General features: G+C 69.5%; 11 protein-coding genes. 4 read left to right on the top strand and 7 right to left on the bottom strand.

Going from position 1 to position 13,116, the window contains the following annotated elements; genetic code table 11:
- Nucleotides 1-187: 187 nt before the first annotated feature.
- From ACWIGI_RS25750 to ACWIGI_RS25725, 6 genes are all read right to left on the bottom strand, one after another.
- Nucleotides 188-808: a TetR/AcrR family transcriptional regulator gene (locus ACWIGI_RS25750; protein ID WP_454205017.1), complete on the bottom strand. Its 621-nt coding sequence runs from the start codon at nt 806-808 to the stop codon at nt 188-190.
- A 594-nt stretch (nt 809-1,402) separates the two neighbouring features.
- Nucleotides 1,403-1,702, bottom strand: coding sequence for a DUF1540 domain-containing protein (locus ACWIGI_RS25745; RefSeq protein ID WP_454205016.1), 300 nt, complete (start codon nt 1,700-1,702; stop codon nt 1,403-1,405).
- Between the two features lie 138 nt (nt 1,703-1,840).
- Entirely contained in the window at nt 1,841-4,306 is a 2,466-nt protein-coding gene (locus tag ACWIGI_RS25740; RefSeq protein ID WP_454205015.1) for a CoA transferase, read from the bottom strand.
- A 130-nt stretch (nt 4,307-4,436) separates the two neighbouring features.
- The gene (locus ACWIGI_RS25735) at nt 4,437-5,564 is read right to left on the bottom strand and encodes a M24 family metallopeptidase (RefSeq protein ID WP_454205014.1); all 1,128 of its coding nucleotides are present in this window, start codon (nt 5,562-5,564) and stop codon (nt 4,437-4,439) included.
- A complete protein-coding gene (locus ACWIGI_RS25730; RefSeq protein ID WP_454205013.1) occupies nt 5,554-6,789 on the bottom strand; it encodes a M24 family metallopeptidase in 1,236 nt (411 codons plus the stop codon). Before ACWIGI_RS25730 ends, ACWIGI_RS25735 begins: the two co-directional genes overlap by 11 nt.
- Nucleotides 6,790-6,821: 32 nt before the next feature.
- Nucleotides 6,822-7,991 (bottom strand): amidohydrolase family protein, encoded by a 1,170-nt coding sequence (locus ACWIGI_RS25725; protein WP_454205012.1) that lies wholly within the window; start codon nt 7,989-7,991, stop codon nt 6,822-6,824.
- Nucleotides 7,992-8,125: 134 nt separating this feature from the next.
- On the opposite strand from ACWIGI_RS25725, the gene ACWIGI_RS25720 reads away from it, so the two are divergent.
- On the top strand, nt 8,126-8,743 hold the full coding sequence (locus tag ACWIGI_RS25720; RefSeq protein WP_454205011.1) for a hypothetical protein: 618 nt from the start codon (nt 8,126-8,128) through the stop codon (nt 8,741-8,743).
- A gap of 74 nt (nt 8,744-8,817) precedes the next feature.
- On the opposite strand, the gene ACWIGI_RS25715 is transcribed toward ACWIGI_RS25720, so the two are convergent.
- Nucleotides 8,818-9,480 (bottom strand): TetR/AcrR family transcriptional regulator, encoded by a 663-nt coding sequence (locus ACWIGI_RS25715; protein WP_454205010.1) that lies wholly within the window; start codon nt 9,478-9,480, stop codon nt 8,818-8,820.
- 196 nt (nt 9,481-9,676) lie between these two features.
- Here ACWIGI_RS25715 and ACWIGI_RS25710 point away from each other — a divergent pair, with 196 nt between their 5' ends.
- The 3 genes from ACWIGI_RS25710 to ACWIGI_RS25700 all read left to right on the top strand — a co-directional run bounded on the left by ACWIGI_RS25710 (nt 9,677) and on the right by ACWIGI_RS25700 (nt 13,094).
- Complete coding sequence (locus ACWIGI_RS25710) at nt 9,677-10,948, top strand: diguanylate cyclase domain-containing protein (RefSeq protein WP_454205009.1); 1,272 nt, start codon at nt 9,677-9,679, stop codon at nt 10,946-10,948.
- Between the two features lie 231 nt (nt 10,949-11,179).
- Complete coding sequence (locus ACWIGI_RS25705) at nt 11,180-11,740, top strand: hypothetical protein (RefSeq protein WP_454205008.1); 561 nt, start codon at nt 11,180-11,182, stop codon at nt 11,738-11,740.
- A gap of 145 nt (nt 11,741-11,885) precedes the next feature.
- A complete protein-coding gene (locus ACWIGI_RS25700; protein ID WP_454205007.1) occupies nt 11,886-13,094 on the top strand; it encodes an alpha/beta hydrolase family protein in 1,209 nt (402 codons plus the stop codon).
- Nucleotides 13,095-13,116: the final 22 nt, after the last annotated feature.

The following is a 13,116-nucleotide window of genomic DNA, read 5'->3' as shown; positions in this document are numbered from 1 at the left end:
GCACGGCAACCCCGCGCCGCGTCGTCCGGGGCGGGGCTGTGCACCAGCTCGCCGCACTGCGCCGTCGAAGCGGGAAACATGGTCACACTTTATTACTGTAATGAATACAGTATATGCATGATCGCTGGCTGTCGTGTGGCATTGGCGCACCGCGATCGGACGGGTGGGATCCCGTGGGGCGCGGTCGCTACGACGGGCGCGGCGTGCTCATTCGGAACAGCGTGTCGGATACGACGGCGATCATCTCGGCCTCGTCGACCGCGACGGTCTGGGTGCGCGCGGTATGCCAGCAGCGGTCGAGCAGGCCGAAGGCGGCGGTGCCGAGGACCTCCGGTGAGTGGTCGTCGGCACCGGAACCCAGGGCCTGTCCCAATATCCAGGCGATCCGCGTCTGCATGCGGTTGTTGCCCCGCCGGAATTCCTCGTCATCGGGCGCCGACAACATGGCCGACATGGCGAACGCGCCGTGCCGATCCATGTAGTCGAAGTACGCCCGCACGAAGGCGCGGACATCGTCGTTTCGAAGCGGATCGGGGAAGTCCTCCCAGAGCGCCAGCACCGCGCGCAGATCCCGGTACGCGCGGTCGCCCAGCAGCCGGAACACCTCGCGCTTGTCCTTGAAGTACGTGTAGAAACCCGCCCGCGAGATGCCGCAGGCCTCGGTGATCGCGTTCACGGTCGTTCCCGCGTATCCGCGTTCGAGGAACAGGGTCCGTGTCGCGTCCAATATCGCCGCTCGTGTGCGGTCGGCTCGGCTCGGCCGCGCGGCCGCCGCGACATCGACGGCATGATCATCGGCCACTGGCATCAGGACATCGTATCTGACTAGGTAGTCAGACGGTATTTCACCGCACTGATCGCTTGTCGGTGGTCGGCATCGCACCATGTTTGACGTGATCGTCAAGCGGTCATCGGTGTGGGGACGGTGGAGCGCGCGATCGGTTGATGATCAATACGGTATCTATTACAGTAAATATGTCCGGAGCGGAACCGAAACGATGTGGTCGGTCGCGTCCCGCATCGGCATGATCCGTGGTGATCGGAAGGAAGTACGGCGATGAGAGTCTCTGCTCATGGCGGGCCGCCGCGCAGTCGAGATGTCATCCTGCGCGAGTGGGACATCGAGCCGGCGCGGCCGTCGTTCTTCCGGCAACCACGCAACGGTCCGGCGGATCCGATCAGCGTTTCGGTTACCGATGTCCTCGACTACTTCGACAAGTGTCCGTGGTGTGGGTATCCGGCTCGGGCGCTGGCCACCATCCGCACGTTCCGGGATGGCTCCGTCGAGACAACGACTACGCCCGGTTGCGGTGTCCCCTGTGGCTGGGAGGGGACACCGCAAGTGACGCGGATGGACCCGCCGACCGACAGGCCGGCCGGCTCGTAGTCGTCGTCGGTCCGGTCAGCGGGCGCTGTAGGTCAGGCAGCGGGCCGTATCGGCGCCGGATCCGGGGCCGACGTGGATGTCGGTCGCGGTGCACTCGAGGTCGCGATTGTGGGTGCAATCGGCGCGCTGGCAGGCGCCGACCATGCTGGTGACCCGGTCCAGGCCGCCTTTGATCGTCAGGGGGATGAAGGTGCCGCAGTCGGCCGTGCCGTTGTGGCCGGAGACGTTGATCGCGTACGCGTGGCAACCGTCGTGGTTGTAGGAACAGTTGCTGACTGTGCACTCGGCAACGTGCGGCATTTCCATGGTGGTCATGACACTCCTTCAGGTGGTTGAAGGGTTTTCGGTGCTGTGCCCCAGGCTAGACCCAATCGAAAGGCATCAAAAGCCAGGTCAGGCTACCCTCATGAACGCCTGCGCGCGCATCTATGGCAATGGCCGGGCAACCCCGTCTCAGGCGGTGGCCGCCTTGACGACCTCGGGGGTGCCGCCGACGACCCCGCGCGCGATCAGCGCGTCTATGTCCGCGGCGCCGAAGCCCAATGCCGTGAGGATCTCGGTGTTGTGCTGGCCGAGCAGCGGTGCGGGGGAGCGATGGAACGTGCCGGGGCCGTGGGTGAAGTGCACGGGCAGGGTGCTGTGGCGAGCGGTCGGCAGGACGGGGTGGGGGACGGGTTCGAAGAAGCGGCGGGCCTCGAGCTGCGGGATCTCGGTCTGCCGGTGCGGCTGCATCACCTTCGCCGCGGGAACCCCCGCGTCCCAGAGGATTCGGACGATGGCATCGCTGTCGTGGCGGGCGCACCAGGCGGCCAGCCGGGTGTCGATGAGGTCGTGTTCGCGGCGGCGGCCCGCCGCCGTGGCCAGGCCGGGCGCGCGTGCCCAGGTGGGATTGCCCAGGGCGGTGACGAGTTTGTCCCAGTGGTCGTCGGTTTCCACGGCGAGCGCGATCCAGCAGTCCTTGCGCCCGAACTCGTCCGCGCCCGCCGCGCGGTAGAGGTTCTGCGGGGCCGCGGCCGGACCGCGATTGCCCGCGCGCTCCAGAAGCGCCCCGTAGGCGGAGTATTCGATGACCTGTTCGGCGGCGACGTTCAAGGCGGCCTCGACCATCGCCGCCTCGATCAGGACGCCGGAACCGGTCTTCCGGCGATGCTCGAGCGCGAGCAGCAGCGCGTTGAGGGCGTGCACGCCCGCGTTCGGATCACCGATCGAGTAGGGCTCCACCGGATTTCGATCGCGGTGCCCCGTCAGCCAGGTCAGGCCCGAGGTGTCCTCGATGACGTAGGCGAAGGCCGGGTTGTCCCGCCACGGACCGGTCAGCCCGAAGCCGGGCATGCGGACCATGATCGCGTCCGCACGCAGCGCACGCACCTCCGCGTAGTCGAGCCCGAATTGTTCCAGGACCCTGGGTGTGTAGTTCTCGACGATCACGTCGGAACGAGCGACCAAGCGGCGCAGGATCTCTCGGCCCTGATCGGACCGGAAGTCGAGCGTCAGTCCCCGCTTGTTGGTGTTCAGGCCGGTGAAGATCGGCGACCGCTCCCACCACTGATCCTCGGACAGTGGAACACCCGCGACGAGGCGGGTGCCGTCGGGCCGCTGCGCGGATTCCACGTGCACGACCTCCGCGCCCAGCATCGCCAGGTAGTGGGTGCACGAGGGCCCGGCCCAGAACGTGGTCAGATCCAGCACCCGCAGCCCCCGGAACGGGAGCGGATCGGGTTCGCGTCCGCCCGCGGCCCGGCCGTTGGGCTCGCCGGGCACGCTCGCCGACCGATAGTGCGCGGTGTGCTCCCCGAGCCGGGGCGCGGGTTCGGGCGCGCGCAGCAGCTCCGGCGTGGTGCGATACGGCTGTCCGGGCTGGCGGAAGCCGTCGCGTGGATTGGTGGTGAACGATCCGCGATCCGCGTGCTGATCCAGCTCGGGCGCGTTGGCGCCGTGCGCGATCGGCCCGCTCGGTATGCGGAACGCCGTCGCCAGATCGCTGATCACCGACACCGGATGCGCCGCCATCCATGCCATGATCTCCGGCGCCTTGCGGCCGGCGGTTTCGGTGATGCCGGCGTCCAAGCCTTCGTCGATCCACTCCGGATGACCGACCATCGCGCACAGGTCGAACCACTGCTGCGCGGTCCCGCACCCCACGGCCACCATGCCGTCCTCGGCCCCGGCCACGCCCGGCACGCTGAGTCGCCGTTGCGTCCGGAACGGCCGCCCCAGCCCCTCGTGGAACGACACCGGGTAATAGGTCAGCCCCAGAATCTGCGTCTCGAGCATCGATACGTCGCACAGTTCCCCGGCCCGCGTGCCCAGCGTGCGCCAGCGCGCGGTCAGGGTTGCGGCCGAGGCGTACGCGCCCGCGAACCATTCCCCGATCCGCCCGCCCACGTGCACGGGCGGCTCGTCCGGTGCTCCGCGACCGAGCCCGATGATTCCCCCGGACCAGGCCTGCAGGGTGAACTCGGTGGCCGCCCGCCCCGCCCACGGACCCTCGAGTCCGAACGGGGTGATGGCGGTGACCACCAGGTGCGGATGCCTGCGCCGAATCTCGTTGGGCGACAGGAACGGATGCTCGGCCAGCACCGAACCCGGCGTCCAGACCACGGCCTGCGAGGCGGCGAGGATCCCGTCCACCAGCGCCAGATCGGCGTCGAGTGCCGGATCGGCGACCACGCTGTGCTTGGCGCCGGCCAGGAACGCGAACAGCGCGCCGTCCCGGCCCGGGGCGAGCGGGGTGTGCGACGCGGTCCAGTAGCGCAGTGAGTCACCCTGCGGTGCTTCGAGTTTCACAACGTCCGCACCGCCATCGGCGAGCAGCTTCGTGCAGTACCCGCCCGCGATGCCACTGGACAGATCGGCCACCCGCCACCCGTGCAGCGGCGTCAGCGGGGCGGAACCGCGTCCGGATCGATTGGATGCCATTGTCTCTCACCGTGATCGGGGTCGGAACCGTCTCGGGCGGTCGCCGGCCCGGAACGGTGCGACCGGCAGCGTCAGCCGCCGCGTGATCCCGGCCGCCGGTGTACGACGGCCGGGTTCGAACTTCCTCGCGCTAGGAGTGCGGCCAGTGCGGTGCGTCGGTCAGCACTCGCGCTCCGTCGTCGGTGATCAGGACCGCGTCCCGCCCGAAGACCGCACCCACGCCCGCATCCCACACGTAGCCGGTCACCGCCAGCACCATGCCGGGCTCGAGGACCTCGGCCGCCGCGGTCTCGGGCAGATGCGCCGAGACCACCGGCGGATCGAAACCCATCCCGAGCCCGCGCGCGACCGGCATGGGCGGCAGCGGCTCGCCCGCCGTCTCGTAGGCGGTGAGCAGCCCGGTGGTGCTCGCACCCGGGCGGCACGCCTCGAACAGCCTGCCCCACAGTGCGTCCCAGCGACGGTACAGCGCCCGTGCGCCGTCGTGCCCGGCATCCCCGACCGGGTACGTGCGGCCCACCTCGCCGATGTAGCCGTCACCGAGCACACTGGCCGAGACGGCGACCAGGTCCCCGGTGTGGGCCCGGCGGTCGGCGTCGCGCCGCCGCCACGGATGCGTCCGCGAGGTCACCCACACCGAATCCTGGGCCGCCGGGGTGCTGATGCCGCCCGCGGTCATGGCCTCGAGCAGGACACCGGTCACCTCCTGCTCGGTGACGCCGGGAACCAGCCGCGCACGGGCGTTCTCCAGCCCGAGTTGCGCGACGCGCAGCGCCGCATCGAGTGTCGCGATCTCCTCCGGTGTCTTGATGCGCCGCGCGGCCCGCATCGCGATCTCGCCGTCGACGAGTTCGGCGTTCGGGAAGGCCAGCGGCAGCAGCTTCGCGAAGGTGGGCGAGAGCGCGTCGGTGCCGACCCGGCGCGCGCGGTCCGCGCCGCCGATGCCGCGCAGCACCTCGATCAGGTTCATCGGATTCCAGGCGAGCCCGTACAGGTTCTCGTGCGGAATGTCCTCGGGCACACCCTCGTCCCAGGTGCTCAGCAGATGCACCGCGCCGCTGTCGCGCACCAGCGTGGCCACCGGGCCGAACGGCCGGGTGCCGGCGACCCACAGCTGCGGCGCTCCCGCGACGTAGCGGGCGTTGCCCTGTCGTCCGAGCACCAGTACGTCGAGGTCGTGCGCGCGCATCTGTTCGAGTGCGCGGGCGCGTCGTCCGTGTCGCAATGCCCGTTCGTCGGGCAGGATCTCAGTTCTCATAGGGCGCGTAGGGGTAGTCGGTGAGTGCGGTCCAGCCGTCCTCGGTGATCACGATGATTTCCTCACTGCGGTACCCGCCCGTGCCGTCCTCCCAGACGACCGGTTCGAGCACCAGCACCATGCCGGGTTCGAAAACGAAGTTCTCGTCGTAGTCCGCGCCCAGATCGGTGCCGATCATGGGCATCTCCGCGGCGCTGACGCCGATGCCGTGGCCCAGATAGAAGTGCGGCAGCCACGGTTTGTTGCCGTCGTTGGCCGCGATGGCCGCCCGGGCCAGATCCGCCGCGGTGGCGCCGGCCTTGGTGACGTCCAGCACCGCGGTCAAGATGTCGCGCCAGCGCCGGAACTGGCTGCGCTGGCGGGCATTCGGGGTGTCCCCTACCAGCCAGGTGCGCCCGAAGTCCGAACAGTAGCCGCCGTAGGTGATGCTGACATCGGTCCACAGCACGTCGCCTGCGGCCAGCTCGCGTTCGGTGGTCAGCAGCGGCAGCGCCAGGTCGCCGTGCGTGGTCCACACCCCGGCGGCCTTGGTCTCGGGCATCACCTGCCAGATCGCGTCCAGCATGGTGGCGCCCGCGCCGAGTTCGAAAGCGCGCCGGATGAATTGCGCCGAGAGATCGATCTGCCTGCGCCCGGGCACCGCCGCCGCCTGCACGTCCACGATCGCCTGTTCGGTGATGCGGCAGGCGGTGCGAATGCAGGAGATCTCGTCGGGGGTCTTGATCAGCTTGGCCGGGCCGACCACCGTGGCCGCATCCACCGGGGGACCTGCGGGGAACAGCTCGGCCTGTGCGCGCAGCATGGCGCCGGTGCACTCGTCGACCGCGACGGTCGCCCCCGCGGGCCGGATCTCGGCCAGCTGCCGAGCGAAAAGCTTCACGCCCTCGTCGAATTCGAGATACACCGGACCGTGCAGGTGGTCCGCGGGCAGCTCGGACTCACCGGCGGTGCCCTCGCGGAACGGCAGGAACAGGTGCGGCCAGGGATCACCGGCCACCACCACGGCCACGGGCCGCTCCACGTGCGCGAGCCCGGCGTCACCGAGGGGCCAGTTCGCCCCGGTCGCGTAGGCGACGCTGCTGTTGTTGAGCAGCACCAGCACGTCGACGCCCTGCGCGGCCATGGACGCGCGCAGCCGGGCCCCGGTCTCGCGGCGCATCCGCGCGCGGTCGGGCAGCTCGGGTATCTCGAAGGTCGAGAGCCCGGGGGACAGGAATGATGTCATCGAAGTTCAGTCGCTTTCACCGGGATTCGGATTCACAGGCCCAGGAACTCGGCGATGTTGGTGCTGACGATCCGCGCGGCGTCGGCCGGGCCCACCGCCTCGACCACCGCCGCCAGGGACTTCTCCGAGTAGCCGAACGTGCTCTCGTTGTGGGGGTAGTCCGAGGACCACATCACCCGGTCCACGCCGATCTGATCGATCAGCGACAGCCCCAGCGGATCGACCATGAACGAGGCGCGCATGTGATTGCGCCAGTAGTACCGCACGTCGTGTTCGACCGGGCGGTCGAGCATGTGCTGGAAGGAGGCGAGCATGTGCTCGGCATCCTGGAGCGCGGCGGGCACCCAGTTCACCCCGCCCTCGAACCAGCCCACGCTGAGGCCGGGGTGACGGTCGAGGATGCCGCTGAAGATGTACTTGGAGAACAGTTCCCGGAACGGCGCGACGTTGTGCATCATGCCGACCGCGACGCTGTTGACCTCGCAGGGCGCCGACAGCGGAGATTCGCCGATGTGGTGCGAGACCGGGACCCCGGATTCCTCGATGGCCTCCCACACCGGGATCATCGCGGATCCGCCGTAGTCGATGATCTTGCCGTCATCGTCCTTGCCGGCGGACAGCGGCAGCAGGAATGTCTTGAGCCCCAAGGATTTCAGCTCGGCCAGGGTGCGACGGGCGCCCTCGCCGTCCCACCAGTTGATCAGCCCGACGCCGTAGAAGCAGCCGCCGGACTGTTCCTGCAGCTCGGCGATGTAGGCGTTGTAGATCCGGAAGCACAGCTCGCGAATCTCTTTGTCCGGGTAGAAGAGCAGGGCCAGCAGCGCGTTCGGGAAGGCGAGTTCCTTGGCGATGCCGTCCGCCCGCAGATCGGCGATGCGCGCGCTCAGATCGGCGCTGCCCGAGCCGGCCAGGGGGTCGTACTGCATCAGGACGTGGCTGAAATCGCCGGGCAGGAAGGACTTTCCCTTGCGGCCCAGCTGGTAGGCGCCGTCCTCGTACCAGACGCGAGGCGCCTTGTCCTTGAGCTCGGTGGGGAACCGCTCGAAGAAGATGTCGTGCGCCAGCGAGATGTGATTGTCGGCGGAGAACACCTCGGTGCCCGCGGGCAGGCCGAGGGTGCCCGCGGCGTGACCGCGCCGATCCTTGGGCGGGCCGAAGCCGCCCGGCGGATACAGGGAAGCGCTGCTGGTCGGAGCCGACATCTGGATCCTCCAAGGAGTCGTTCATGGATGCGAGAATGACGTTATCATTTTTGGAGAGGCATGTACATCATGATCATCTAGCGAGGTTCGATTTCATGGTTCCCAACAGCAAGAATGGTGTTATCGTCGGAATCATGGACGCTCGCTCATTCGACCCATCACAGCGTGCCGGTGTACGTGATTCCCGGATCATCGGCGCCCGCTCGCGATTCGAATGGGGAAACATCCGCTATCGCCTGGACGTGGTGGCGGCCAACATCGCCGACGTGGTCGAACACGCCGGCGGCTGGCTCTTCGACCGCGCCTCGGCCGGGTGGGAGGTGAGCGTGCTGGTGGACGAGCCGGCCGACGACGACCGCCCGATGCGAATCCTGGGCGCGGAGGTGCTCGATCTGAAGGCGGTGCTGGACTCGGGTGGGTCCGGACGGCAGCCGCACGCCATCGCCATCGCCGCAGATGTCATCGCCCGCGATGCCCGAACCGGCGAAGGCCTGCGACTCGCGCTGGCGGACGGCGGTATTCAGGTGGTCGGCTGGGGCGCGGGCTGGCCGGTCAGCGCGGAGTATCCGGTGGATCCGGTCCTGCACCGGCTCAGCGCCGCCGCGCGCGTGTTCAAGGCGCAGGCGCTGACCGCCGCGGGTCTGGGTATGGACCCCGAGGGCTGCCGGGTCGACGCGACCGAAGTGCTGTGCAGCGGAATGTCCTCCTGGCCGCCGATCGTCGCGGATCTGAGTCCGCTCGGCTGCGACTGATCCGGGCGGGCAGCCGATTCCGCGTGCCGAATCGGAACGCACGGCCGGCTGCGGTCGTACGGGGCGAATTCGCCTCAGGGCGTAGGTCGTTCGCGATCGCCGATCAACCCCGCGGAGCAGAAGCGCCAGACGTCCTCGGACGAGATCGGGTCGGTGTCGTCGGCCGCGGTGGGCCGCGCGACGTACATGATCGCCTGCATGGTGATCGCGGCCAGCCGGCGGGGATTCGCGCCGGGTGCGAGCAGACCCGAATGCTCCGCGTCGGTGAGCAGTTCGGTGAACAGCGCGAAATGCGAGGCGTGCGCCTTGCGCACGGCGGCCGGGTCCGCGCGCAGCAGCTGCGGGGCGAACTCGGTGAACAACGGCCGGTAGGTGCCGGGATCGGGGCGGCACAGCTGGAAGAGCAACTCCACGGCGATGCGCAGTCTGGCGATCGGATCGTCGTAATTGGCGGTGGCCGCGCGGATCTGCTCGACCGTTCGATCCAGGGTTTCCTCGTACAGGGCGAGCAGCAGTTCATGTTTGCCGTTGAAGCGGGTGTAGAAGCTGGTGAGTGACTGCCCCGCGCGCTCGACCACGTCCAGCACGGTGATGTCGGTGCTGCCCTTCTCGGTGATGGCGGCCTGCGCGGCGTCGAGAAACCGGTTCGCGCGCTGTCCGGCGCGTTGGCGGGCGGTGTGCAGCGAGCGGTCGACCGACCTCCGCATCCAGGCGGGTTGGGGTTCCCGAGTCCGCATCGTTCGATCATATGGCCAGTACGGCCCCGAAGCGATATCTAATTCTCCAAAATTGAGAACATGATTCTTTGTCGCGTCGCTCCGTGCGGGCCGGAACCGCCGCGCGCGGCTAGTAGATTTGCCCCGGGATTACCGCGTGCCGGACGCGGGCCGCCGACACGGCGGGACCCGCACGGCGACTATCCGAAGGGCGTACATGCGCGATGCCGAGCACCTGGCGGGGATGTGGGGGCGGGCGCTGCGCGAGGCCGGATGGCAGGCCGATGACCGGTCACTGACCGCCTGGGCGGGTGAGCTGCTCACCGCGATGCGGGCACCGGACTTCGACAGCGAGGCCGGCGCACGGGTGGGTGCGGGCCTGGCGGATTCCGGATTGCTGGACGCGAACGTGCCCGCGGTGTCGGCCGGGGTGCTCTTCCGGCTCGTCGAGCACACCGACCACGCCGACGCCGCCGCGCGCACGGCCGTCGCGATGGCCGCGCTCGGCACCGGGCACCAGCGGCGATGCCGGGAATTGGCGGCGAACGGGGCGGACGCCGAGTCGCGGGCGGCCGATCGTCCGTCGAGCGCCGAGCGCCGGGTCGAGCTGTTCCAGGCCATGTTCGATCGGGTGTCGGTCGCGGTCGGGCTCGGGGAGATCGACGGCACGCCGCTGATGGTGAACCGCGCCTTCGTCGATCTGCTCGGCCTGACGCCCGCCGTTCCGGGCGACATCGCACCGTTCGACCACAGTCATCCCGATGATCTGGCGGAGATTCGTACCCTCATCTTCGACAAATTGGTGCCCGCCCGAGAAGGCACGGTGCGTCTCGAGCGGCGCACGCTGCGCGCCGACGGCGGTGGCGGATGGTCCCGCTTCGCGGTCACCTATGTCGCGGACGTCGGCGGCAAGGACTACCTGATGGCGGTCGGCGAGGACGTCACCGAAAGGCACCGGCTGCAGGAGGAATTGCATCGCCAAGCTCGCGTCGACGCGCTGACCGGGCTGGCCAACCGTCGTGACCTGTTGGAGCACATGGGCGTCATGCTCACCGCCGCGACCCCGGGCCAGCAGGCCGGGCTGTGTTTCGTGGACCTGGACAGGTTCAAGCGCATCAACGACCGGTTCGGGCATCGCATCGGCGATCAGGTGCTGGTCGCCGTCGCGAAACGGCTCGAGAACGCGGTGGGGGACCGGGACTGTGTGGTCGCCCGGCTCGGGGGCGACGAGTTCGTGGTGCTCATCCGGCCGCCGGTCAGCAGCGACGAGGTCGCCGACATCGCGGCCGCGCTGCTTGACGCGCTGGCCGATCCCGTTGCGGTGCAGGCGCATCGGCTGCCGGTCTCGGCCAGCATCGGAGCTGTCGTCACGCCGGTCACCACCACCGATGCCGAAACACTGCTCGAGGCCGCGGACGTGAGCCTGTATCAGGCCAAGGCGCACGCGCAGGGCAAGGTGGTACTGCACACCCTGGTGCCGCCTGCCTGAATCTCGGCAGGTTCGGCGCAGCCTGTGGACTTCCGGGCCAAGATCGCGAATGATACGAATCACGTTCCCGCTGTGAACGTTCGGAGTAGCCGGGGCACGCGCCCGGGGCGGCTCCAGTGGCAGCGCCGGCCATATCCGGCGGTATTTCGCGGCACACACTCGCGATCGTGACACCGGTGCCGGCACCGGCACCGCATCCAGATGACGCCGCGAATCTGGAAAGGACTCACCATGTCTCGTTTGCTCTCCGATACCGGCGTCGCGCTGTGTGTGGCCGTCGAGCCGTCCGGTGCGGGGCACCATCCGGCCGCGGCACTCGACCGGCCGCTCGTGCTCGCCGACACCTGGATCGAGCTCACCACGTCCGACCCGCTCGACCCCGCGACGGTGCGCCGGGTACGGACCACGGATCTGCTGCGCACCAAACGGCGTACCGCGCAGTGGAAAGCCGACGCGGCGGCCGCGGGGCGCGGCCCCGCCGACACGATCGTGCTGGTCGACCTCGAAGTGATCATCGCCGAGGACGTGTCGAGCGCGCATCGCGCCCTCGAGCGCCTGGACGCGCTCGTCGACTCCCCGCCGCCCCCGGCGACCCTGCGCTACATCGGAACCCCGGCGGGCCTGGCCGGTCTCATCTCGGACATCTACGCGGCCAAGGTGGCCGACGGCGTCGTGCTGTTGCCGCTGGCGAACGCGAAGATCTTGGCTCACATCGTGTCCGGGACCTTGCCGGTACTGGCGGCGGCCGGGGCACGGATCCAGGATCGGGAGCTGGCGGCGCTGTTGGAGTGAAGGGGTCGAAGCGATGACGAAGGACACGCCCCGCGCGTGCGCCGGGCGGGGTCCGGATCGCATACATTTCACGATCGGATCCAGTACGGATCGCGGTGCGTGGCTCACTCGCGCGGACCGGTCCCCGGCGAGACAAGGAGTCGCGATGCGCACGGCGAAATCGGTGCTACCGGCGGCGGTATCGGTCATGGCGGCCGCCGTGCTGCTGTGCCAGGGCGGGGCGGCGAGCGCCGACCCGGCCGACGGGCTCGGGTTCTACACTCCGGCAGCGGATCTGGTGCCCGGCGAGCACGGGACGGTGATCCGGTCCCAGGCGATCAGCGGCGATCCCGCGATCGCGGGCGCCCGGAACCACCTCGTCCTCTATCGTTCGGTCGACATGCAGGGTCGGCCGGTGGCGGTGTCCGGAACTGTCGCGGTGCCCGACGGCGTCCCGCCCGCGGGCGGCTGGCCGCTGATCTCCTGGGCGCACGGCACGACCGGCGTCGCGGACCGCTGCGCGCCCTCGCGCGACACCGGTCCCGATTTCCCCGCGCACGCCTACACCTCGCTGGTCCGCGAGACCCAGGCGCGGTTGATCGCCGCCGGCTACGCGGTCGCGCAGACCGACTATCAGGGCCTGGGCACCGAGGGCCCGCACGGCTACCTGATCGGCGAGGCGGAGCAGCGCGCCGTCACCGACATGGCCCGAGCCGCCCGCGCGGTCGACCCCGAGATCGGCACCCGCTGGGCGACCGTCGGCCACTCCCAGGGCGGGCAGGCGGCCGTCTTCACCGCCGCCCAGGCCCAGAGCTGGGCGCCCGAACTGCAACTGCTCGGCGCGGTGGCCGAGGCCCCGGCATCCCATCAGGCGCTGGTCGCCGCCGCCGGCCCGCTCGCCGCCGCCGTCGGCACCTCGGTCCTCCCACAGGTCTCCAATGCGTTCCTGCCGTTGATGATTCGCGGCGCTCAGACGGTGGCCGACGTCGACCCCACCCGCTTCCTGACCCCCACGGGCTCGACCCTGCTGCCCCAGGCGGACGAGCGCTGCATCGACGGCCTGCGCGAATCCGATTCGTGGGCAGGCGAACCCCTCTCGTCCCTGTTCCGCCCCGCCGCGGACACGACCACCTTCGGCGCGGTCCTGAACGCGAACGACGCCAGCACCCTGACCCACACCGTCCCGGTCCTGGTGGTCCAAGGCTCCGCCGACACGGTCGTCCCCCCGTCCGGCACCGATCTGATGGTCGCCCAGCAACGCCTGGCCGCCCAACCACTGGAGTACCGCACCTACCCCGGCGTCGATCACCGCGGCATCGTCGCCGCCGCGAATGACGACGTACTCGCCTGGCTCGACGTCCGCTTCGGCCGCTGACCGACCCGTCGGCGGGGGAAAT

The organism is Nocardia sp. NPDC055321 (assembly GCF_053645575.1).
The sequence above is the reverse complement of the archived record's forward strand: the minus strand, read 5'-3'. Positions and strand labels throughout refer to the sequence as shown.

Excerpts from the sequence above, each read along its gene's own strand:
- ACWIGI_RS25720 (WP_454205011.1), top strand. The coding sequence starts at position 8,126 with ATGGACGCTCGCTCATTCGACCCATCACAGCGTGCCGGTGTACGTGAT.
- ACWIGI_RS25725 (WP_454205012.1), bottom strand. The coding sequence starts at position 7,991 with ATGTCGGCTCCGACCAGCAGCGCTTCCCTGTATCCGCCGGGCGGCTTC.
- ACWIGI_RS25715 (WP_454205010.1), bottom strand. The coding sequence starts at position 9,480 with ATGCGGACTCGGGAACCCCAACCCGCCTGGATGCGGAGGTCGGTCGAC.
- ACWIGI_RS25750 (WP_454205017.1), bottom strand. The coding sequence starts at position 808 with ATGCCAGTGGCCGATGATCATGCCGTCGATGTCGCGGCGGCCGCGCGG.
- ACWIGI_RS25705 (WP_454205008.1), top strand. The coding sequence starts at position 11,180 with ATGTCTCGTTTGCTCTCCGATACCGGCGTCGCGCTGTGTGTGGCCGTC.
- ACWIGI_RS25710 (WP_454205009.1), top strand. The coding sequence starts at position 9,677 with ATGCGCGATGCCGAGCACCTGGCGGGGATGTGGGGGCGGGCGCTGCGC.
- ACWIGI_RS25700 (WP_454205007.1), top strand. The coding sequence starts at position 11,886 with ATGCGCACGGCGAAATCGGTGCTACCGGCGGCGGTATCGGTCATGGCG.
- ACWIGI_RS25735 (WP_454205014.1), bottom strand. The coding sequence starts at position 5,564 with ATGAGAACTGAGATCCTGCCCGACGAACGGGCATTGCGACACGGACGA.
- ACWIGI_RS25745 (WP_454205016.1), bottom strand. The coding sequence starts at position 1,702 with ATGACCACCATGGAAATGCCGCACGTTGCCGAGTGCACAGTCAGCAAC.
- ACWIGI_RS25730 (WP_454205013.1), bottom strand. The coding sequence starts at position 6,789 with ATGACATCATTCCTGTCCCCCGGGCTCTCGACCTTCGAGATACCCGAG.
- ACWIGI_RS25740 (WP_454205015.1), bottom strand. The coding sequence starts at position 4,306 with ATGGCATCCAATCGATCCGGACGCGGTTCCGCCCCGCTGACGCCGCTG.